This window comes from Pseudomonas sp. Leaf58 (assembly GCF_003627215.1).
In the GTDB taxonomy this organism is placed as follows: domain Bacteria; phylum Pseudomonadota; class Gammaproteobacteria; order Pseudomonadales; family Pseudomonadaceae; genus Aquipseudomonas.
This window is the reverse complement of record NZ_CP032677.1, coordinates 171586-193404: the sequence shown is the minus strand read 5'-3', so window position 1 is coordinate 193404 and position 21819 is coordinate 171586. Positions and strand designations below refer to the sequence as shown.

Below are 21819 nucleotides of genomic sequence, written 5' to 3'. Positions count from 1 at the left end.
ACTGAAGCACGAAGGAAATTTCCAACCAATTGGTAGGAAACGTCTGAAGAAATGGACCGCAGATCTAACCTACGTCGAAAGACAAGTTACCCGCCCCCAAAGCCCGCACCTTGGCGCGGGCCTAGGGGTAGGTCAGGCGCGTATGCCTTCTGGCAACGGCAGGGCAAGCAGACGCTCGTCCAGCAGGCCGAGGCCCTCCTGGAACAACTGATTGCTGCGCTCGGTCTCGCCAAGGCCGGCGAGCAGGCGCGCCAACTCAGCGCAGGTTTCGGGGTTGCGCTCCAGGCGCAGGCTGTTTTCCAGGTAATCACGCGCCTTGCCCCACAGGCGGTTCTGCAAGCTCAAGCGGCCCAGGGTCAGCAGCAGGCTGGCATCTTGCGGATGAGCCTTAAGCCAACCTTCGGCGGTTTGCAGCTGGCGTGCCGGGTCATCGCCGCGCACCAGGCCGTACAAACGGGCCAGGTGGCTTTCATACTCACGCTTGAGCGCGGTACGCAGCACTTGCTCGGCCTCGCCTTGGGCGCCCACTTGGCGCAATTGCTCAGCGTAGGCCAGCACCAGTTGTGGCTCTTGCCGTTGGGCTGCAGTCAGTTGCTGCCAAGCGCGTTCCAAAGCTTGACGGGCACTTTGTGCATCCTCGCCACGGGTAGTGGCCAGGCTTAGGTTCTGCCCCCAGGCACGTTGCTCCAAGGTGGCAAGCTCGGCGGCCGGCAGCACCTTGCCCTTGCGCAGGTCTGGCAGCAGGCGGATCAATGCCGACCAATCGCCGCGCTCCAGGTACAGGCGCTGCAGCAGGCGCAATACCTGGCTGTTGTGCGGGTGGCGCTCCTGCATGGCCAACAGGGTTTCCAGGGCCCCATCGCTTTCGCCACGGTCCATCTGCAACTGCGCATGGGTCAGGGCGATGGCCAGTTCCGCTTGCGGCTGGCGCTCCAAAGCACGCTCCAGCAGGTTATCGCTGTCTTCAGTTCGGCCTTGTTCGTTGGCGGCACGCGCCGCACCCAGGTAGTACAGCAACGGCTGGCGCTCGGCCTCGGCGGCACGGTGCAGGTGGCGCTGGGCACTGGCCCAGCGGCCCTCGGCGAGGTCCAACTGGCCCTGTTCGATGGCCAGGCGGATGCGCCGGCTGCGGTTACGTCGCGACCACGGGTTGACCACGCCACTGGACGTCAGCACCAGGCCAACCAGGTAGCGCAGCAGCCACAGCAGCACGCCGACAGCCAGCAACCCGCCCAAGGCCGCCCACAGCCCTGACTGATAACGGAAGCTGCCATAAGAAACCAGCACATAGCCGCTGTGCTTGGCAACGGCGATGCCCAGCGCCGCAGCCACCACGATCGCCAGCACAGCCAGCAGATAGACACGCTTCATGGCTTGCCCCCTTCAGCCTCAGCCGGCAGATGCCGGCGCTGAATGTAGGCCTGCACCGCGGCCAGGCTTTCGCTCAGGTCGGGGGTTACCACCGAAACCGGTTGTTCGGCCAGGGCATTGAGGCTGTCGAGCATGGCCTTGCTTTGCGGGTTGTCGGCGTTGAAGTTGGCCAGCAACACACTGCGGGCATCGTCCAGCGCCTGGGTGTAGACCTTGGCCTCACCGTTGAGCGCCGCCCACTGGGCCTGCTCGATGGTCAGGCTCAGTGCCAGGCGTAGCTGGTTCAGCTGTTGCCCGGCCAGCAGCGGGCGCACATTGTCATCGGCGTTAAAGTCGATCTGGAAGTACTTGGATATCTCCGCCCACCACTGCGACAGGCGACTGGCGCCATCGCCGTCGGCGGTGAGGGCGCCGAGCGCATCGGCATTACTGGCGAACTCGGGCGACTGGGCGCTGAGTTGCTGCACCAATTCGCGCTGTGCGGCCAATTTCAGGAACAGGCCGGTACGGTCTGGTTGCTGGGTGCTGTTGAGTGTCGCCAGGCTGCGTGCCAGTTGCTCACGAGCGGCGAAGGCACCCGGGTCGCTCTGTTCGCGCAGGATTTCGTCGGCGCCTTCGACCAAGGCCTTGGCACTGGTAATGTCCTGCAGTGCCGACAGGCGCAGCGTGGCTAAGCGCAGCAGGTGCTCGGCTTCGGCTAAGCGCCACTCCTTGCGGCTTTCGCCTAGCACGGTTTCCAGGCGCTGGCTGAGGCGTTGCTGGTCGCCTTGCAGCTGCGCTACCAGGCGCCGGCGGTCTTCCAGTTCACTGGCAGCCGGCAAGCTGGCGAGTTGCGCGCTGATCTGCTGCTCACGCTGCTGCAGAGCCTCGGCGCGCTGGTTCAGTGCCTCGATATGCTGACCTTGGTTGAATTCGCTGCCTTGCAGTTGACGCACCTGCCAGACACCCCAGCCACCTACCGCAACCCCGGCCGCACCCAACAACAGGGCCAATGCTGCCAGGCCACTGCCAGAGCGCTTGGCAGGTGGGGTGGTAACGGGTTCCGTCGGCGCCTGTGCCGACGGCTGATCGTTATTGGACAAGACAGTCTCGCTCACGTATCCATCCTTTGCATGGGGGCGCATCGCGTTCAGCTTAGCGCCTTAAAGGGCAGGTGCAGCGCTGCGCTGCACGGCTGCCAGCAAGGCCGTGGCACTGGCGCCACGGCAATCCACAACCTGTTGGGCCCCGGCGGCCCTGGCCTGTTCCGCCACCCGCGGGCTGGGCACGAACAGCGGCAGGCACGCCAGCTGCGGCCAATCGGCGCCGGCCACCTGCTGCAAGTGTTCAAAACCCTGCCCACTGCTGACCACCAGGCCATTGAGGCGTTCCGCTTCGATGCGGCGCATCAGAGTGCCCGCCGGGTAAGCCGGCAGGCAGCGACGATACAGTTCCAGATAATCGACACTAGCACCTTGCTGTGCAAGACGCTCTGCCAGCAGTTCGCGACCTCCAACGCCACGAACGATCAAGATGCGCGAAGCTGGCGCGGCAACAGCCTGGTGCAGGGCCGGTAGCGCCAGCAAGGCTTCGCTGTCATCACCACGCCGCGGAACACTGACCATCAGGCCCGCCTCCTGCAGTACTGCAGCGGTCGCCTCGCCTACGGTGAACCAGTTTTGCCGTGGCGGCTGCAAGCCGGCCTGGGCCAGTTGATCGAGCAGCAACCTCGCGGCTGGTTTGCTGACCACAATGATCGCCTGGAAGCCCGGCAAGCCCTCCAGCAACAAGCGTTGCTGGTTATCCACAGCGACGGGTTCAATCGCCAGCAGCGGCAGGCAGCTACTGCCCACCCCAGCTGCCGCCAGGCTTTGCGCCAGTGCCGCACAGTCCTCGGCAGGCCGGGTCAGCAACAGGCGCCATGGGCTCACGGGTGGCCGGCCTCGCCGTAAACTTCCTTGAGGATGGCCTCGGCGCCCTGGCCCAGCAGGTCCTCGGCCACCTGCACGCCTAGGGTTTCGGCAGCCACGCGGGGTGCACGGGCGTCTGCCACCAGTAGGCTAGCGCCGCTGGGTTGGCCAACCAGGCCGCGTAGCCACAGCTGGTCACCTTCGAGTACCGCGTAGCAGGCAATCGGCACTTGGCAGCCGCCATTCAGGCGTTTGTTCAGGGCACGCTCAGCCACCACCCGGTCGGCGGTGTCAGCATGGTGCAGCGGTGTCAGCAGCGCGTGAATTTCGCGGTCGGCGCTGCGGCATTCGATGCCCACTGCGCCCTGCCCGCCAGCCGGCAGGCTGTCCTCGACGCTGATGGTGGCGGTGATGCGGTCTTCAAAGCCGAGGCGGATCAGGCCGGCGGCGGCGAGGATGATGGCGTCGTACTCGCCAGCATCCAGTTTGGCCAGGCGGGTATTGACGTTACCGCGCAGGAAGCGGATTTGCAGGTCAGGGCGACGCGCCAGCAGTTGGGCCTGGCGGCGCAGGCTGGAGGTGCCGACGATACTACCGGCAGGCAGCGCGTCGAGGCTGGCGAAGCGGTTGGAGACGAAGGCATCGCGCGGGTCTTCGCGCTCGCAGATACAATACAAGCCCAGGCCTTCGGGGAAGTCCATGGGCACGTCCTTCATCGAATGCACGGCGATGTCGGCTTCATTGTCCAGCAGGGCAGTTTCCAGTTCTTTGACGAACAGGCCCTTGCCGCCGATTTTTGCCAGCGGCGCGTCGAGCAATTTGTCACCGCGGCTGACCATGGGCACCAGGGTCACCAACAGACCAGGGTGGGCCTGCTCGAGGCGGGCTTTGACGTATTCGGCCTGCCACAGGGCCAAGGCACTTTTACGAGTGGCAATGCGGATTTCGCGAGTGGACATGGAACGCCCCGATCCAGAGAAATGCTGTCGATGATAACAGCATCGCCGGTATCGCTTGCAGATGTGGATCAGGATCCTGTGCTTGCCTGTACCGGCCCAATCGCCGGCAAGCCAGCTCCCACAGGAGCCGTGGATGGCTCAAGGCTGGCGCTGTCCCTGTGGGCCCTGGCTTGCCGGCGATTGGGCCGGTACAAGTTCAGAGGGTTTGCATCATCTTGCGTACACCGGCCACATGGCGCCGGCTGACGGTCAGGGCATCGCCGTCCAGGCCCTTCAGGAACAACTGAAAATGCCCCAGTGGGGTACGCTGTAGTCGTTCGATACGCTCACGGGCGACCAACGCATTACGGTGGATACGCACAAAGCGTTCGCCAAACTCGTCTTCCAGGGCCTTGAGCGGCTCGTCGAGCAGCACTTCCCCAGCTTCGTGGCGCAAGGTCACGTACTTATGGTCGGCAATGAAATAGATCACCTGGGGCAAAGGGATCAGCTCAATGCCTTTGCGTGTGCGAGCACTGATGTGGCTACGTGGGCCGCCACCTTCATTGGCCGGCCGGGTGAGCGCCGCCAATTGGGCGCGGTTGGGTTTTTCGGCCTTGCGCAAAGCGTCGCGCAACGCGTGCACCTGGAAAGGCTTGGTCACATGGCTGAGGGTACTGTCCTTGAAAGCCTCGGCACCGTATTCATCGTCGCCGGTGCAAAACACCACCGCCGGCGGCGCCTCGCGCTCGCACAGGCGAGCGGCAACCTGCAGGCCATCCAGGCCTGGCATGCCGATGTCCAGCAGGACCACATCGGGCTTGAGGCTCTCGATCAGCGCCAGGGCCTCCTCGCCGTTGGTGGCGCTAGGCTCCAGCACGGTGTAACCCTCCAGTTCGCCGAGCAGCCGGCTGAGGCGTTCACGGCCTTGGGGTTCGTCATCAACGATCAGGACATTCATAATTGCGCTGGATTCCTGAATGAGTCTCGCACAGGTATAGCGTAGACAGGTGTAGTTCGAGCGACACTGCGGTCACGCTCTAGACCGGTGCGATGGCCAAAGATTCACTCGGCTGGCAGATTCACTGCCAGTCCTTTGTCCAACTGTAGACGGTCCGTGGAACACTGCCGTTCATTCCTTAAAATCCTTCTCTGCCGACTTCCGGGCATTTCTCTCGACCGGCGCCCTGCGGCAGCAAGCCCAACCCTGCTATTATCGGCGCCACTTTTTCGTTCACGCCTGCAATGAGTGAATTCATGAGCACCGACAAGACCAATCAGTCCTGGGGCGGCCGCTTCAGTGAACCCGTCGACGCCTTCGTCGCCCGTTTCACCGCCTCGGTCGATTTCGACAAGCGCCTGTACCGCCACGACATCATGGGTTCGATCGCCCATGCCACCATGCTGGCGCAGGTCGGCGTGCTCAGCGATGCCGAGCGCGACACCATCATCGATGGCCTGAAGACCATCCAGGGCGAGATCGAGGCCGGCGCCTTCGACTGGCGCGTCGACCTCGAAGACGTGCACATGAACATCGAGGCACGCCTGACCGACCGTATCGGTATCACCGGCAAGAAGCTGCACACCGGGCGTAGCCGCAACGACCAGGTGGCTACCGACATTCGCCTGTGGCTGCGCGACGAAATCGACCTGATCTTGGCCGAAATCACCCGCCTGCAGCAGGGCCTGCTCGAACAGGCCGAGCGTGAAGCCGAAACCATCATGCCCGGTTTCACTCACCTGCAGACGGCCCAGCCGGTCACCTTCGGCCACCACCTGCTGGCCTGGTTCGAAATGCTCAGCCGCGACTACGAGCGCCTGGTCGACTGCCGCAAGCGTGCCAACCGCATGCCACTGGGCAGCGCTGCGCTGGCCGGTACCACCTACCCGATCGATCGCGAACTCACTTGCAAGCTGCTGGGCTTCGAAGCCGTAGCCGGCAACTCGCTGGACGGCGTGTCGGACCGTGACTTCGCCATCGAATTCTGCGCGGCTGCCAGCGTGGCGATGATGCACCTGTCGCGCTTCTCCGAAGAGCTGGTGCTGTGGACCAGCGCGCAGTTCCAGTTCATTGACCTGCCGGACCGCTTCTGTACCGGCAGCTCGATCATGCCGCAGAAAAAGAACCCGGATGTGCCAGAGCTGGTACGCGGCAAGAGCGGCCGCGTGTTCGGCGCCCTGACCGGCCTGCTGACCTTGATGAAAGGCCAACCGCTGGCTTACAACAAGGACAACCAGGAAGACAAGGAGCCGCTGTTCGACGCCGCCGACACCCTGCGCGACTCGCTGCGTGCTTTTGCCGACATGATCCCGGCGATCAAGCCCAAGCACGCCATCATGCGTGAAGCGGCCTTGCGTGGTTTCTCCACCGCCACCGACCTGGCCGACTACCTGGTACGTCGTGGCCTGCCGTTCCGTGACTGCCACGAAATCGTTGGCCACGCGGTGAAGTATGGGGTGGACACAGGCAAGGACCTGGCCGAGATGAGCCTGGACGAACTGCGCCAGTTCAGCGACCAGATCGAGCAAGACGTGTTTGCTGTGCTGACCCTGGAAGGCTCGGTGAATGCGCGTAACCACATTGGTGGTACGGCGCCAGCACAGGTGCGTGCTGCTGTGGTTCGTGGCAAGGACCTGCTGGCTTCGCGCTAAGGCCCAGGGCGAGGGCTTCGCCCTCGTTCGCGGGTAAACCCGCTCCTACAGAGGGCCGCGCTGTACCTGTAGGAGCGGGTTTACCCGCGAATGGCCCAATACCGATCTTAGCGCTTGCCGCTCCGAATCATCTCCATGAAGGCCGGCATCGCCGCCTCCTTGTCCGCCACGATCCGCGCCATGTGCGGGTTCTCGCCCATCAGTTGCAGCAACGCCTTGGCCTGCGGGAAGTCTGCCAGGAAGTCGATATTCAGCACCTTCTTGCCCACGGCACAGGCCAGGTCGACCGAGAAGCAGAACATCAGGTCTGCCAACGTCAGTTGCTCACCCGCCACATAGGGTGCGAAGCGACCGTTGCGTTTGAGCGTGGCGAACCCCGCCAGCAAATCGGCACGGGCTTTTTCCTTGATCAGCGGTTCCACCGACATGCCGAAGAATGATTCGGCATAGCAGGTACGCGCCGGCAGCTCGATGTACAGCTCGATCTCTTTGAGCAGTTCACGCACCTTGGCCTGCCCGAACGGGTCGGCGGGCAACAGTGCCTTGCCGCCCTGAGTCTGCTCGATATAGTCGAGAATCACGTTGGTTTCGCTGAGGAAACCGTGTTCGGTCTGCAACACCGGCACCTTGCCCCGTGGGCTCACTTCCAACGCTTGCGGCGCCTGGCCGCCGTAGAAGGTGACTTCCTCGAAGGGCAGGCCTTTTTCCAGCAGGGCCAGCTTGACCATGTTGTAGTAGTTGCTGACCGAGAATCCATGAAGCTTGAGCATGAGGTAACAGCCTCCAGGCCGTAAGGGGTTGGCCTGGCTTTTATAGACCGATCGCCTGCCACTGACCAGCGTCATGCGCCCGGTCAATGCCCAGGCATTGCCGCCACAGGCATGGCACACTGTGCCTCCCATCACAGGAGTAGCGCCATGAGCGAGCCCACCGACATCGACAATGACGACGAAGCCTTTGCCGAGGCAACGCTGACCCAGGCCATCGAAAACCAGATCGAAAGCGGCGAGCCGCCTGCGGCCAAGGCCACCTTCAACAAACTGACCCTGGTCGGTTATGAGCGTGAAGACATTCTCAACCTGATGGCCCATGTGCTGGCCTTCGAGATCGACAACATGCTGGTGGAAGACCGCGCGTTCAACAGCGAGTGGTATGAGAACGCCCTGCGCGCGCTGCCGGAACTGCCGCCTGAGATGGATCAAGGCGACGACGAATAACCCGTCTACACTCGAAGATCAGGCACCGTTGAACGGTGCCGTAATCCTTGTCTGGAAGTCAGGAGTCGCCATGCCTTTTACCCCCGATCTGATCGAAGAACTTGAAGTACTTGCGCTGTTCAAACACGACAGCAGCCAAGAAGGCATCAAGATAACCAGCACCGCCGCCCCTGCCCTGATCGCGGCTGCGCAACGCCTGCATGAAAAGGGGCTGACCGATCAACCTGATGGTGGCTACCTGACCAGCCTGGGTCATGACGCCGTCGAAAGTGTTCAGCTGCTGCAGAATATTCTCAAGGCGCCACAGCCGGCCTGATCCGAGATTGCGAGGGGCTGCGCTGCAGCCCCTTTCAGTTGGCCGTTGCCCTGCGCTTTTCCGCTAGGCGCGAGCGCCCGTACAGGAACACGATGGCCAGCAAGGCCACCGCCTGCGCCGACAGCGAGTAGGCATCAGCGTGGATCCCCAGCCAATCGAACTCGAAGAACGCCACCGGCCGCGTCCCCAGCACCCCGGCCTCTTGCAGCGCCTTCACGCCATGCCCGGCGAACACTACCGACAGTGCGCACAGCAGCCCGGCGTTGATGCTGAAGAATAGCGTCAGCGGCAGCTTGGCCGAACCACGCAGAATCACCCAAGCCAAACCTACCAGCAGCACCAGCGCCGTGGCGCCACCGGCCAGCACCGCCTGGTGCCCGGCAGGGCCGGCTTGCAACCACAGGGTTTCGTAGAACAGGATCACTTCGAACAGTTCGCGGTACACCGAGAAGAACGCCAACACGGCAAAGCCGAAACGCCCGCCGCCGCTGACCAGGCTGCTCTTGATGTAGTCCTTCCAGGCTGCAGCGTGACGGCGGTCGTGCATCCACACGCCTAACCACAGCACCATCACCGCGGCGAACAGTGCCGTGCAGCCTTCCAGCAGTTCGCGCTGGGCACCACCCACGTCGATTACATAGGCCGCCAGGGCCCAGGTGCCAAAACCGGCCAACAGTGCCAGGCCCCAGCCAATATTGACGCTGCGTACCGCCGATTGCTGGCCGGTATTACGCAGGAAGGCCAGGATCGCCGCCAGCACTAGAATCGCCTCAAGGCCTTCGCGCAGCAGGATCAGCAAACCGGAGACAAAGCTCAGCGACCAGCTCAGGCCGTCGCTGCCCAGCAGTTTTGCCGCTTGCTCAAGCTTAGCCTTGGCTTCGGCCAGGCGTTGCTCGGCCTGGGCTGCGGGCAGGCCGTCCTGCAATGCCTGACGGTAGGCCATCAGGGACTTTTCGGTGTCCTTGCGCGTCAGGGTATCGATGTTGTCCAGCGAACTTTCCACCAGTTCGAAGCCTTCAAGGTAGGCCGCCACCGACAGGTCGTAGGCTTGATCGTGGTCGCCTGCGCGGTAAGCGGCCAGGCTCTTGTCCAAGGTGCTGGCGGTGTATTCGAGCAGTTGCGTCGGGCCGCGCTTGGCCAGCGGCGGCTGGGCACGCTGAGCGCGGAACGCCTCGACGGCCACATTACCTTCGTTAGCGGCGACTTCGGCCGGGGTCTGACGGGCCAGGTCAGCGATGTTCCAGCGCTTGTCGCCTTTGCTGGCTTCCGGCTTGGCGGTGAAGCTGGCGATATAGGCGGCCACATCCCAACGCTGGCGGTCGTCCAGTTGGTCGGCAAAGGACGGCATCTCGGTACCGTCGATGCCCAGAGCCAGGGTGTTGTAGAGGTCGAACAGGCTCAACTGGTCGAGGCGCGCGACATCGCGCAGGTTGGCCGGGGCAGGCTCCAGGCCGACCCCTGCCGGGCCGTCGCCAGCACCGGTGTCGCCGTGGCAGATCGAGCAGTTTTGCGCATACAGCGCCGCGCCACGGGCCGGGTCCGGGGTAATCACTGGGGCTTGGCTGACCTCGTAGGCCACTGCCAGGCGTGCGCCCAGCTGGCGGGCCTGCTTGGCCACCGTAGCGCCTTGCTGACGTTGATCGATGGCCTGGCGTAGCGCCTGAATCCCCTGCTCCAGGGCCGCTTGTTCGGCATTGGCGGGCAGGCTTTTGACCAGCTCGGCCAACACCGTGCTGAACTCCTGCTGCTCACGGTATTCACCATCGTCGATTACGTTGCCGTCTTGCACGGTCGGCGGGTAGTCGGCGCCAATGTAGTCCAGCAGGTGCAAGGCCTTGGTCGCCTCAGCGGGGGCTTCGGCCAACGCCAGGTTACTGCACAACGCCAGCACCGGGCCGAGCAACAAAGCCGGCAGCCAAGCGAGCAGACGGGAACGGGTTTTCATGGCCAGTCTCGAAGGTGAATGCGAAAGAGAACATTGTTCACTTCCACTTTGCTTCTCTCAAGAGTATTGGGCGGAATTCATGAAAAATCTTGCTACAAATCAGACCAAGCGGGAGGGAATAGAGCCTGAGGACGACGCGGTAACTGGCGGAGCTGGCGTGCCGGCGATTGGGCCTCAAGGCTTGGCGGTGTCCTTCCAGCCCCCACCCAACGCCAGAAACACCCCAACCTGGCCCAACGCCACCTGGCTATTCGCCGCCGCCAGCTGCGCGCGCATGTCGGTATAGGTACGGGTCGCCTGCAAATCCGCCAAGAACGACTCGCGCCCAGCCTGATAATAACGATGGGTCTGGTCCGCCGCTTCCTTGGCTGACTTCTCCGCCTCGGCCAACGCATCGCGACGGTCCAGCAGGGCGCTGTATTGCGCCAGGCGGGTCTGAGTTTCGCGGATGGCGTTCAACACTACACCGTCGAAATTCGCCAGGGCCGCCTGGGTCGAGGCTTCGGCCATGCGAATGCGGGCGCGGGTGCCGTTGGTGGGGATGCTCCAGCTGATCTGCGGGCCAAAGCCCCAGCGGTTGGTCGCGGGCTCGCCAAGGTTCTCCAGAATACCGATGGTGCCAACTTGGGCACCGATGCTGATGTCCGGGTACAGGGCGCCAGTCGCCACGCCGATGTAGGCGGTGGCGGCGGCCAGTTGGCGTTCGGCCTGGCGCACGTCAGGGCGGCGCTTGAGCAACGCCGCGCCATCGCCCACCGGAACCAGTTGGTTCAGGTGCGGCAGTTCGGCACAATCGACGGTGCCGGCGGGCAGCTGGTCTACCGGCTTGGCCAGCAATGCGGCCAGGGTGTACATGCCGGTCTCGCGCTCAGCCCTGAAGCGCGGCAGTTCGGCACGCAAGGATTTGAACTGGGTTTGCGAGCGGGTGACCTGGGTTTCGTCGCCACGGCCGGCATCACGCAGGCGCTGGTTAAGCTTCACGCTCTGCTCCTGCAGGTCGAGCGACTCGCGGGCGATGTGGTATTCCTCATTAGCCGAACATACCTGCGTGTAGGCCTTGACGACGTCCGCCACCAGGGTGATGCGGGCGGTATCAGCAGCGGCCTGCACCGCGTCGGCATTGGCCTTGGCCGCCTCGGTGCCGCGCTTGAAGGTGCCCCACAGGTCGAACTGGTACGAGGCGCTGATGATAGCCTCGCCGATGTTGGCCACTGGCACCTTCTCGGGCAGCAAAAACGCTTCGCCCGACTCTTGCAGGCGCTGGGCGCCAAGTTTGACGCCGCCGTTGAAGCCACCTTGCGCTTCAGCTACCTCGACTTGGGCGCGGGCCTTGGCGATATTGGCGGCGGCCACGCGCAGTTCGGTGTTGGCACTCAGGGCCTGGCGCACCAGCTCGTTCAGCCGCTGGTCCTGGTACAGCTGCCACCAATCCTCGGGTACCGGCGCCGACACCACACTGTCGGCATCCTGGCGCAGCGGGCCGTTGAGGTCGTTGCGTTGCACTGCCGCGTCCTGTGGCACCTGGTAGTCGGGGCCGACCATCATGCAGGCCCCCAGCGACAGGCACAGGCCCGCCAGGATCAGCTGTTTCATGGGCGCTGGCCCTCGATGATCGACACCGTGGCAGTTCGCCCGGCGATCATGCGGAACTCTTGCGGCACTTCGTCGAAGGCGATACGCACCGGAATTCGCTGGGCCAGGCGCACCCAGCTGAACGCCGGGTTGACGTTGGGCAGCAGGTTGGCGCCGCTGCTGCGGTCGCGGTCTTCGATACCGGCAGCAAAACTTTGCACATGGCCGCGCAGGCGGGTGTTGTCGCCCATCACGCGAATATCCACGGCATCGCCAATGTGGATACCACCAAGCTTGGTTTCTTCGAAATAGCCGTCGACGTGGTACGAGGCACTGTCGACCACCGACAGTACCGGGTGGCCGGCGGTGACGAATTCGTGGTTACGCGGCGCACGGTCGTTTAGGTAGCCGTCCACCGGGCTGCGCACCACCGAGCGGTCGAGGTTGAGCTGGGCAGTGTCGACCGCCACCTGCGCCTCGCTGACGGCCGAGCGGGCGCGGGCTTCGCGGGACTGGCTTTCCTCCAGCTGCTCGGCGGCCACCAGGTTGCCCAGCTTGCGGTTGCGCTGCGCCTCGCGAGCGGCCTGGGCCAGGGTTTCCTGGCGCTCAGCAAAGGTCGCCTTGGCCTGGCGCAGGGCCAGGGTGAAGCGGTCCTGGTCAATGGTGAACAGCACGTCGCCGCGCTTGACGGTCTGGTTGTCGCGCACCTCGACCTTCTGGATCAACCCGGACACATCCGGGGCGATCTGGATCACGTCGGCGCGGATGTGGCCGTCGCGGGTCCAGGGGGCGAACATGTAGTAGACCACCATCTGCCACACGAGCACGGCGGCGAAGGTCACTACCAGCAAGGTCAGGACCACGCGGCCCAGGGTCAGTAAAGGTTTTTTCATGGCAGCATCAGGTTTCGGCAAAAGTGGTCCACCGCGCCAAGCAGCACGGCATACAGGGCAACATTGAACAGCGCCCGGTGCCAGACCAGGCGGTAGAAATGCAGGCGCACCAGCACTGCATGCACCCCCAGGAACAGCAGGTAGGTGCCAAACATCATCACCAGCAGCGTGGGCAGAAACACCCCGCTGATATCCAGTTCACCAATCACAGGGGCGCTCCGTCGAGGCCGGGTGGCAGTTGCGGTTGTTCGGCAGGTTCGAGCATCACTTCGACGCCTGGCAGCAGTGCCAGGCGCAGGCCGCTCAAGGCTTGCAGCAGGTGGGTGCGGGCATCGCCGCGCTCGTACAGTTCATCCAGGTTCAGCGCCAGGCGCGCGCGCTCCATGTTGCGCAACAGCGCGGCCGGGGCGTGTAGGCGAACGCCTTCGCGTAGGCAGGCGGCGTAATGCGCGCCGACTTCCTCGATCACCGTGCTCAGCCGCCCCCGAGCATGCTGGCCAGCACGCGGCATATAGGCCAGCAGGTCGAGCAGGTTCAGCCCCACGCGCAGGTCGCGCAGCGCCACGCCGCTGTCCTGGCCAGTTTGCGACAGCCGCGGCAGGTGCTGCATCAGGCGGTCAAGCATTTGCACGCCCACCTGGCGATGCTCAGCCAAGGTAGCCGGTGCGGTCATTTCGACGATGTCGCGCCAGGCGAAACGGGTCATGCGCTTGGCCGCCAACTCCACACCGAACGGCCGCATTACCAGTGTCCAGATAAATGCGAACAGCAGCCCTACGGGCCCGGCCAGGTTGGAGTTGAGGAAGGTGAAGAAGTCGGCGTCATAGGCACCCTGGATACTGATGAAGGTCGAGGTATTGACGATGGTCAGCAAGGTGCCCAGGTAGAAGCGCGGTTGCACGGTCAGGGTGCCGATGCAGATAAACGGCACGGCGAAGGCCAGCACCAGCATCGGGAAATCGTGCAAGTTGGGCAGCACCAGGAACAGGTACAGGCTGGAGAAGATGACCGACATCAGCGTCCAGAAGAAGAACTTGTAGATTTGCGGCGCCGGGTCGTCCATGGCAGCGAAGAAGCTGCACGAAACGGCGGCGAGGATTACCGCGCTGGCGCCGTCGTGCCAACCCAAGCCAATCCACAGGCCGCACGCAACGACGATCGCCAGCACGGTGGAGGCCACCGAGTACAGCATCAGGCCGCGGTCGAAGAACGCCGTCAGCCGGCCCAGGCGCCAGTGGCGGTACACCGCACGCCAGGGCTTGGCGTCGTCGGTGCGCAGGGCGTGTTGCAGGCTGCAGCAGTCCTGCCATAGGTCGGCCCATTCGGTCAGGCGATACAGAGCGTTGGACAGCAGCAATTCGGCGCGCTGATCGAGGGCGGCGGCGCCGGGCTGCAGGCGCCCGATCTGCTCGTGCAGGGCTGTCCAGCGGGCGACCGAGGCGTTATCGGCAGTGCCCTTGAGCCATTCGCGGGCAGCCTCGAGCAGCGGTTGCAACTGGGCGAACTGTGCCGGGGCGCGGCCTTCGAGGGCCACCAAGGCATCGTCGAGGGCATCGATCACCGGCAGCAGGTGGATCATGCGGCCGCGCAACTCGCGGGCGTTCTTCACGGTGTGCGGCCCGGCGCCTTCATGGCCGAGCTGGCCGATCATCAGTTCCAGCGAGTTGAAAGTGGCGACCATCGCCGCGCGCATGCCACCAACCTGTTCGGCACTGGCTTGGCGGGCCAGGTAGGTGTCGCTGTAGCGAATCGCCTCGGAGAACCAGTTACCCGTGGCACCGACCACCACCGGCGCCAGCCGGCGTGGCCAGAAGATTGCCCCGACCACCGCCGCGCAGACAATCCCCAGGCAGATTTCCTGGGCGCGGGAAGACGCCACGTCGAACACTGCCAGCGGGTTGTCGACCACCGCCAGGGCTATCATCGGTAGGGTGTAACCGGCCAGCATCAGCACGTAGTTGTTGGCAGTACGCAGGTTCAGCGAAAGGAACAGCAAGGTACCGGTCCACAGGGCGATGGCGATGCTCAACAGCAACGGCGACTGGACCAGTGGCGGTACCAGGAAAATCGCCCCACCGGCACCGAGCAGCGTGCCCAAGGCACGGTACAGGGCCTTGGAGCTCGTGGGGCCGAGGAACGGGCTGGAGACGATGTACACCGTGGCCATGGCCCAATAGGGGCGTGGCAACTGCATGAGCAGGGCGATGTACAGGGCGATCATGGAAGCGGCGAAGGTACGCACGCCATAAAACCAGTCGCGGGCTGGAGGGACCGAGCTGAAGAAACCGCTCATTCCGCCCCGCCTGTGTTGCCCAGGCCGGCGGCCTCGAAGGCACGCAACACGCGCAAGGCGGCTTCCAGGTCGGCTTGGTCGATACCGTGCAACACCTCGCGGCGCAGGCGCACCAGCTCGGCCTCGATGGATTCAGCCAGGGCGCGGCCCTGGGCCGTCAGGCTCAGGGCCTTGGCGCGACGGTCCAGCGGGTCTTCGCTGCGGCATACCAGGCCGGCTTTGCACAGTTGGTCGAGCAAGCGCACCAGCGACGGGCTTTCCAGGCCAGCGGCCTGGGCTACAGCCACCTGATGTACACCGTCGCCCAGGCGCACGATCATCAGCAACGGCGCGGCGCAGGCCTCGGAAATGCCATAGCTGGTCAGGGCTGCGTGGCAGATGCGCCGCCAATGGCGGGCGGCAACCACCATGCCACTGCTGACGTGCAAGCGCAGGAGATCAAGGGACATGGAAGGAACCAAGTATATTCATAGTTTGCTAACTATCAATATACGCCTGTGCCTCCCCCTGTCGTCAACAGGGGGTGAGGCCGGGCATGGATGAATTGTTGTTCATGCTGGGGATTTTGCGTTGCCTGGCCGGGCCCTTTCGCGGGCAAGCCCGCTCCTACGGGGGCCAGGTGCTGCGCAATTCCATGTAGGAGCGGGCTTGCCCGCGAAAGGGCCCGCCCAGGCAACCGAAAACTCAAGGTTGAATCTGGTCTTCGAGCTTCATGGTCAACGCCAATGTGCTACCCATCTGCACCGCCCGGTCCCGCCATTCAAGGTAGCGGGCCGCGTCACGGCTGCTGAAGTGCACCGCCAGCTCCTCGGCCGCCTGCACCACCCTCGCCGCAGCCGCCAACTCCAGCCAATAGAGCGCCGCCTTGATGTCGGCCTCCACGTACAGCCCGTGCATCAACCGGTAACCTACTTCAAACCGGCAACGTGCCTCACCCCGCTCGGCCCCGCGCAAGAACCACTGGTAGGCCTGCACCATATCGACCTGCCATTGCAGGCTGCCGTCGCACACTTCTTCCTCGTACAGGTCACCCAACGCCGCAGCGGCGTGCAGCATGCCCCGCTCGAAGGCCTGCCGGTAGCACTCCGCCGCTTGCACATAGGACGGATCGACGCCTTTGCCGAAGTAATGCTGCTGCCCAAGGTTGAACCAGGCCGCCGCATTGCCCTGCAGGGCTGCCATGCGCAACAGGTGGCTGGCCAGCACGGTGTCGGCACGCCAGTATTTACCGTTGAGCCAGATCCAGCCCAGGTCGTTGAGCGCCGCCACATTACCTTGCAAGGCCTGCCGCCGCAGGTCGGCATACACCGTTTGCAAATTGCTGGCCTCATCCAGGCGGCTGACCAGCAGCGAGCGCTGGCTAGGCAGCCCTACCCCGGCGAACAGCCGCTGTCGCCTCCCGGCAGAGGCCGGTGGGGCAATGACCCGCTCGGGCAGAAGGCGGGCAAGCAGCGAATGGATATTGCTGGCAGCAGACATGTTCATCCTCATTGAACGACGCACAACCCCAACCTTCGGTTGTGATGAGGCGTGATTCTGCGTGACGTCACGTCAAAACCTGTCGCGAACGATTCGGTAACAAGCAACCAAATGCGACTTCCTTGATCTGAGCAGGCTGTGGCCAATTGCCATGCCCCACGCCTGCCGCCATCCTATTGCGGCAAGCCTAGACAAGGACGTTACCTTTTGCCGTTCGCCACCACTCGCGCCACCCTCAGCCGTCAGTGGGCGCTGCTGCGCCAACTGCCCAGCCGTTCCCCAGGCATTACCAGCGCCGAGCTGGTCTGGCGCCTGCGTGACGTGGGCTTCACTGTCAGCAAACGCACCGTCGAACGCGACCTCAATGAGCTGTCGCTGATATTCCCACTAGAACGCAATGACAAGAGCATCCCGTTTGGCTGGCACTGGTCGGCGAGTGCCGTGGGCGAGCTTCGCGGCAATTTTGATTTGCTGACGCACCTGCGCGGAGATGCGTTGCAACCGGCGCGGGGTGAGGGTGTGGAATTGGTAGCGCGGATCAGCGATGCGCTGGCACGGCAGTTGCGGGACGCGCCGCTGAGCAGCGACATGCAGCTGACCGCGCTCGAGCACGGGCATCGCTTGCGGGCCACGGTGAGCGACGGCTGGCCGTTACGCTGGTGGCTGTTGAGCCATGGCGATGGGGTGGTGGTGGAGCAACCTGCTGGCTTGCGCGAGGAGATTGGCAAGATCCTGAGTAATGCGGCGGCTCAGTACCAGAATCTTTAGCCCGAGAGGCCAGCACAGGCTTACCGTTTAGCGCTGCATCCCCCAACGCCGCACAGTAAGCCGCTCCAGGGTATTGAACACCAACCCTTCCACCAGCAGGCCGATCAAGATCACCACCGCCAGCCCGGCAAATACCTTGTCGGTATACAGCTCATTACGGTTCTGGAAGATGTACCAGCCCAGCCCGCCTTTGCCGCTGCTGGCACCGAACACCAGCTCGGCGGCGATCAGGGTGCGCCAAGCAAACGCCCAGCCAATTTTCAACCCCGACAAAATCGACGGCAAGGCCGCCGGCACCAGGATGTGCAGCACCAGCCGCAGCCCTTTCAGGCCATAGTTACGGCCAGCCATGCGCAGAGTCTCCGAAACACCAAGAAAGCCGGCGTAAGTGTTCAGCGCCAACGCCCACAGCACCGAATGCACCAACACGAAGATCAGGCTGTTGTCACCCAGGCCGAACCACAACAAGGCCAGGGGCAGCAGGGCAATGGCCGGCAGCGGGTTGAACATCGAGGTCAGCGTGCCCAGCAAGTCCCGGCCCAGTTGGGTCGAGACTGCCAGGCTGGTCAGGCCGAAGGCCAGGACGATGCCCAGTACGTAACCTTTGAGCAGAATCACCAGCGAGACGCCGACCTTGGCCGGCAGTTCACCGCTGGCCAGGCCATCCCACAGGGCGGCAGCAGTTTGCACGAAGCTCGGCAACAACAGGTCATTAGCCTGGTAACGGGCGACGGCTTCCCACAGCACGGCGATCACCAGCAGGATGACCGCCTTGCGCAGCCAGCCTTGCTGCCACAGGCGCTGGGCCAGCGGTAGCTGGCGTTCCACAGGCACACTGAGCAGGGGCTCCAGCTGCACCTCGTATTCCTGGCGTACAGGGGTTGTGGTCATGGCTGAAGCTCCTGTCAGTAGGCGATGCGAATAGCGTTGAAGCCCAGGCCGTCGGGCTGCTCCGGGGCGTCCGCCTCGTTGAACAACAAACGGTGGATACGTCGAGCGCTGGCCTGGAAGTCGCTGCCACCCAAGCTGCCCAGGTGGTACTGGTGGCTGTGCACTTCGGCGCGCACCCGCCCCGGGTGCGGTGACAGCAGCAGGATGCGGTTGCCGACTACCAGCGCTTCTTCGATGGAGTGGGTAACGAACAGCAGGGTGAAACGCACCTCCTCCCACAACAGCAACAGTTCTTCCTGCATCTTGCGCCGGGTCAGCGCGTCGAGCGCGGCGAACGGCTCGTCCATCAGCAGGACCTTCGGCTGCGTGGCCAAGGCTCGAGCAATGGCCACTCGAGCCTTCATGCCGCCCGACAGGGTGTGCGGGTAAGCATCAGCGAAGGCGGCCAAGCCGACTTTCTCCAGATAATGCAACGCCCGCTCCTCGGCCTCGGTACGTTTGAGCTGGCCAGATACCAACAGCGGGAACATGACGTTCTGCTTCACCGTCTTCCACGGTGGTAGCTGGTCGAACTCCTGGAACACCACGATGCGGTCGGGACCTGGGCCGCGAACGGGCTGGCCCTGCAGCAAAATTTGCCCTTCTTGGGGCTGGATGAAGCCGGCCACGGCCTTGAGCAAGGTGGACTTGCCGCAGCCAGAAGGGCCAAGCAGCACAAACCGGTCGGCTCGGTCGACTTCAAAACTGACTTGGTGGGTAGCCCGCACCACGCGTTGCGCGGTGCGGTACTCGAGGCTGAGGTTATCCACCTTGAGCAAGGGCGGCGTAGCGACACGGCTCAGGTTGCTGGCCGTGTGGCCTGGCAATGGGGCGGTCATGGTCGGTCAGCTCCCTTGCAGTGGGCGTTCATCCTGGAAGAAATAGTCCTTCCACGATTGCGGCTTGTGCTTGATGGCGCCTACCCGATAGAGAAAATCAGCAAGCTTGTAGGTGTTTTTTGGCGTGACGGTAAACTCGTACTGCGGGTTGTCGATTAGCTTGATCAGTACGTCGCGGTCGATTTTGGCCTTGGTCACACGAATGTAGGTGTCGGCTGCCGCAGCCTTGTCGTTCTGGGCGAAGTCTGCGGCTTCGGCCAAGGCATCGACGAAAGCCTTGTAGGTCTTGGGATTGTCGTTGCGGAATTTTTCGGTGGCAAACAGCAGGGTTGGCGAGTTGGGACCGAGCAGGTCATAGCTGTTGAGCACGATGTGCACATCTTTGTTGGCCAGTACCTGGTCCTGGAACGGCGGGTTGGAAAAGTGGCCGTTGAGTTCGGTGCCACCGGCCAGCAATGCGGCGGTTGCATCCGGGTGCGGTACAGCCAGGGTGTATTTGTCCAGGCGGTTGTATTCCTTGTCGCCCCACTGCTGGGCGGCCGCGTATTGCAGGAAACGCGATTGCACCGAAACGCCCACGGCCGGCAAGGCAATGCGGTCTTTATCGGAAATATCGGCGATGGTCTTCACGTTTGGGTTGCTGCTGACCAAGTAGTAGGGGAAGTTACCCAGCGAAGCCACGGCCTTTACGTTCTGCCGGCCCTTGGTTCGGTCCCACACAGTCAGCAGCGGGCCGACGCCAGCACCGGCGATGTCCACCGAACCGGACAGCAGGGCGTCATTGATAGCCGAACCACCCGACAGCTGGGCCCAGTCGACTTCGATGTCAATGCCCTGCTCTTTACCGTGCTTTTCGATCAGGTGCTGATCACGCACCACGTTCAGCAGCAGGTAGACGATGCCGAACTGTTCGGCTATGCGGATCTTGCCTTCTGCTTGCGCCACGGCGGGGGTGGCCAGGCTGCCGACGACCAGGCTGGCGCCCAGGCCGATGCTTGCCGCCAAGCGGCTGATGGATTTGCGCATGATGGGTTTCCTCAGTCGTCAGAACGGGGCATTGCCCTGGATGGTGGTGCGGTACAGCTTGCGACGCAGGTGTGCGGGGCAGCCGGCGGCCAGGTGGATCAGCGAACGGTTGTCCCAGAACACCAGGTCGTGGGGCTGCCACTGGTGGCGGTAGATGTTCTGTTCCAGCACGCTCAGGGCATACAGCTGTTGCAGCACGTCGCGGCTTTCATCGTCTGGCAGGCCGACGATGCGGGTGGTGAAGCCTTCGCTGACGAACAGCGCCTTGCGGCCATTTTCCGGGTGGCTACGAACCACCGGGTGGATAACTTCCTGTACCTGCGCCAGCTGCTCGGCGGTCAGGGTCGGCCGCCAGTTGCCTGCGAATTTGGTCTCGGCATAACGGGCGGTGTAGGAGTGAGCAGCACTGCGGCCCTCGACCACACTGCGCAGGGCTGCGGGGACGGCGTCCCAGGCTTTGTGCATGTCAGCGAACAACGTATCGCCACCCTCGCTGGGCAGCTCTTGTGCATGCAGCATGGAGCCGAGGCTGGGCAGTTCCTTGTACGACAGGTCCGAGTGCCAGAATTTGCCGGCATCCCCGAGGCCGATGTTGCGGCCGTCTTCGATGATGTTGGAAACGATCAGGATTTCAGGATGACCTGCTAGCAGGAACTGCTTGAGCACATGGATCTGCAGCTCGCCAAAGCGGCGGCTGAAAGCGATTTGTTGGGCTGGGCTGATACGTTGCTGGCGGAACACCAGCACATGGTGGTCGAGATGGGCACGATGGATACGGCTGAAATCCTCGGCGTTGACCGGTTTGGCCAGGTCCAGACCAATGATCTCGGCGCCGACGGCACCGTAAAACGGGCGGATTTCGAAGCGTTGCGGCTGGGCGCTGTCGATGATCGACAAGGCGTTCGAGGCGGCTGACATTTTTCACTCCCACGCAGTGCGCGACTTCAATGGCGCGCAACGATCAGAAACGCACGGGGATTTCCCGTGTGGGTTCAAGTCGTGCGGCGCATCGATTGGTCGACAGGTACGCAGTGAAAGTGACTATAAAGTCATAAGATCAATAATTTAAATACCTTTAAAGAATAGCACTGGGCTTTGCCCGCCCTGTGCTCAGATCAGCCCGCCCTGCTCTTCTTCTTCAATGAGATTGGTTAGGCTGCTGAGCGCCTTGCGCGCAGTGGACCGATTAAGCAGCTTGGCCTGTGCGCCGGGGGGCAGGTCAGTGATCTTGAATACGCCCTTGGCGGTCAGCACGTCGATCAAGTCCTCGAGCACGCGGATCATGTCCAGGTCACTTTGCTTGAGCTGGTTGAGGCTGTTTTCCACCATGTCATCGGCAAACCATTCCTGGATATCGGCATGGTCGGCGGGGAGCATTTCGGTGAACTGGTCAAAAGCGGCTGCCTCTACCCGCAGCAACTGGCCGGCGGCGTCGCGTTGCACGTAGAACATGGCGTTGTCCCTCGTCACGTTGGTTCCTTGTTGGTAGACAGCAGCATAGGCAAAGATCACCGGGCATGCAGGCCCGGCGCCAGAGTATGCGCTGTCGGAAGATGGCAGGAAAGAGCCGTGGCCGCTGAGCGGCCAATCGCCGGCAAGCCAGCGCCCACATGGACTGTACAACTCACAAGAGCTGCACCGTACCTGTGGGAGCTGGCCTGCCGGCGATCGGGCTGCAGAGCAGCCCGCTA

Annotated in this window: 22 protein-coding genes; 4 read left to right on the top strand and 18 right to left on the bottom strand. The window is 63.3% G+C overall.

All coding sequences use genetic code 11. The features are described 5' to 3' along the window. Positions 1-132: 132 nt before the first annotated feature. From DV532_RS00785 to DV532_RS00765, 5 genes are all read right to left on the bottom strand, one after another. Positions 133-1371: a heme biosynthesis protein HemY gene (locus DV532_RS00785; RefSeq protein ID WP_056806109.1), complete on the bottom strand. Its 1239-nt coding sequence runs from the start codon at positions 1369-1371 to the stop codon at positions 133-135. Next, on the bottom strand, positions 1368-2468 hold the full coding sequence (locus tag DV532_RS00780) for a uroporphyrinogen-III C-methyltransferase (protein ID WP_056806112.1): 1101 nt from the start codon (positions 2466-2468) through the stop codon (positions 1368-1370). Before DV532_RS00780 ends, DV532_RS00785 begins: the two co-directional genes overlap by 4 nt. Positions 2469-2513: 45 nt before the next feature. Beyond that, the gene (locus DV532_RS00775; protein ID WP_056806115.1) at positions 2514-3281 is read right to left on the bottom strand and encodes a uroporphyrinogen-III synthase; all 768 of its coding nucleotides are present in this window, start codon (positions 3279-3281) and stop codon (positions 2514-2516) included. Then, positions 3278-4219: a hydroxymethylbilane synthase gene (hemC, locus tag DV532_RS00770; protein WP_056806119.1), complete on the bottom strand. Its 942-nt coding sequence runs from the start codon at positions 4217-4219 to the stop codon at positions 3278-3280. Before hemC ends, DV532_RS00775 begins: the two co-directional genes overlap by 4 nt. Before the next feature lie 196 nt (positions 4220-4415). Next, positions 4416-5159, bottom strand: a complete 744-nt coding sequence (locus DV532_RS00765) for a LytTR family DNA-binding domain-containing protein (protein ID WP_056806122.1) — start codon at positions 5157-5159, stop codon at positions 4416-4418. 296 nt (positions 5160-5455) lie between these two features. On the opposite strand from DV532_RS00765, the gene argH reads away from it, so the two are divergent. Continuing rightward, positions 5456-6850, top strand: coding sequence for an argininosuccinate lyase (gene argH / locus DV532_RS00760; protein ID WP_056806125.1), 1395 nt, complete (start codon positions 5456-5458; stop codon positions 6848-6850). 107 nt (positions 6851-6957) lie between these two features. Here the strand turns inward: argH and DV532_RS00755 are convergent, their stop codons facing one another. Continuing rightward, positions 6958-7620 (bottom strand): glutathione S-transferase, encoded by a 663-nt coding sequence (locus DV532_RS00755; protein ID WP_056806128.1) that lies wholly within the window; start codon positions 7618-7620, stop codon positions 6958-6960. A 147-nt stretch (positions 7621-7767) separates the two neighbouring features. Between DV532_RS00755 and DV532_RS00750 the strand changes: the two genes are divergently transcribed. Next, a complete protein-coding gene (locus DV532_RS00750; protein WP_056806130.1) occupies positions 7768-8067 on the top strand; it encodes a hypothetical protein in 300 nt (99 codons plus the stop codon). Between the two features lie 70 nt (positions 8068-8137). Continuing rightward, positions 8138-8383, top strand: coding sequence for a TIGR02647 family protein (locus DV532_RS00745; protein WP_056806132.1), 246 nt, complete (start codon positions 8138-8140; stop codon positions 8381-8383). A 34-nt stretch (positions 8384-8417) separates the two neighbouring features. Here DV532_RS00745 and DV532_RS00740 read toward each other — a convergent pair whose 3' ends face one another. From DV532_RS00740 to DV532_RS00710, 7 genes are all read right to left on the bottom strand, one after another. Next, a complete protein-coding gene (locus DV532_RS00740) occupies positions 8418-10328 on the bottom strand; it encodes an FTR1 family protein (protein ID WP_056806137.1) in 1911 nt (636 codons plus the stop codon). A gap of 174 nt (positions 10329-10502) precedes the next feature. Further along, on the bottom strand, positions 10503-11921 hold the full coding sequence (locus tag DV532_RS00735; RefSeq protein ID WP_056806140.1) for an efflux transporter outer membrane subunit: 1419 nt from the start codon (positions 11919-11921) through the stop codon (positions 10503-10505). Further along, positions 11918-12793 carry an HlyD family secretion protein gene (locus DV532_RS00730; RefSeq protein ID WP_056806143.1) on the bottom strand — a complete coding sequence of 292 codons (876 nt, stop codon included), beginning with the start codon at positions 12791-12793 and terminating at the stop codon, positions 11918-11920. The genes DV532_RS00735 and DV532_RS00730 overlap by 4 nt, the downstream gene beginning before the upstream one ends. Beyond that, entirely contained in the window at positions 12790-13002 is a 213-nt protein-coding gene (locus DV532_RS00725) for a DUF1656 domain-containing protein (RefSeq protein ID WP_003255905.1), read from the bottom strand. Before DV532_RS00725 ends, DV532_RS00730 begins: the two co-directional genes overlap by 4 nt. Further along, positions 12999-15086, bottom strand: a complete 2088-nt coding sequence (locus DV532_RS00720; protein ID WP_056806145.1) for an FUSC family protein — start codon at positions 15084-15086, stop codon at positions 12999-13001. Before DV532_RS00720 ends, DV532_RS00725 begins: the two co-directional genes overlap by 4 nt. Beyond that, positions 15083-15535: a MarR family winged helix-turn-helix transcriptional regulator gene (locus DV532_RS00715; RefSeq protein ID WP_056806148.1), complete on the bottom strand. Its 453-nt coding sequence runs from the start codon at positions 15533-15535 to the stop codon at positions 15083-15085. Before DV532_RS00715 ends, DV532_RS00720 begins: the two co-directional genes overlap by 4 nt. 235 nt (positions 15536-15770) lie before the next feature. After that, positions 15771-16565 carry a tetratricopeptide repeat protein gene (locus tag DV532_RS00710; RefSeq protein ID WP_056806151.1) on the bottom strand — a complete coding sequence of 265 codons (795 nt, stop codon included), beginning with the start codon at positions 16563-16565 and terminating at the stop codon, positions 15771-15773. 207 nt (positions 16566-16772) lie between these two features. Here DV532_RS00710 and DV532_RS00705 point away from each other — a divergent pair, with 207 nt between their 5' ends. Further along, on the top strand, positions 16773-17333 hold the full coding sequence (locus DV532_RS00705; protein ID WP_056806153.1) for a WYL domain-containing protein: 561 nt from the start codon (positions 16773-16775) through the stop codon (positions 17331-17333). Between the two features lie 27 nt (positions 17334-17360). Here the strand turns inward: DV532_RS00705 and DV532_RS00700 are convergent, their stop codons facing one another. The 5 genes from DV532_RS00700 to DV532_RS00680 form a co-directional block, all read right to left on the bottom strand. Continuing rightward, the gene (locus tag DV532_RS00700) at positions 17361-18224 is read right to left on the bottom strand and encodes an ABC transporter permease (protein WP_056806156.1); all 864 of its coding nucleotides are present in this window, start codon (positions 18222-18224) and stop codon (positions 17361-17363) included. Positions 18225-18238: 14 nt separating this feature from the next. After that, entirely contained in the window at positions 18239-19102 is an 864-nt protein-coding gene (locus DV532_RS00695; RefSeq protein ID WP_056806159.1) for an ABC transporter ATP-binding protein, read from the bottom strand. 6 nt (positions 19103-19108) lie between these two features. Next, complete coding sequence (locus DV532_RS00690; protein ID WP_056806162.1) at positions 19109-20128, bottom strand: ABC transporter substrate-binding protein; 1020 nt, start codon at positions 20126-20128, stop codon at positions 19109-19111. An 18-nt stretch (positions 20129-20146) separates the two neighbouring features. After that, the gene (locus tag DV532_RS00685) at positions 20147-21046 is read right to left on the bottom strand and encodes a TauD/TfdA family dioxygenase (protein ID WP_056806165.1); all 900 of its coding nucleotides are present in this window, start codon (positions 21044-21046) and stop codon (positions 20147-20149) included. Between the two features lie 192 nt (positions 21047-21238). Then, positions 21239-21580 (bottom strand): hypothetical protein, encoded by a 342-nt coding sequence (locus DV532_RS00680; RefSeq protein ID WP_056806168.1) that lies wholly within the window; start codon positions 21578-21580, stop codon positions 21239-21241. Between the last annotated feature and the right edge of the window lie 239 nt (positions 21581-21819).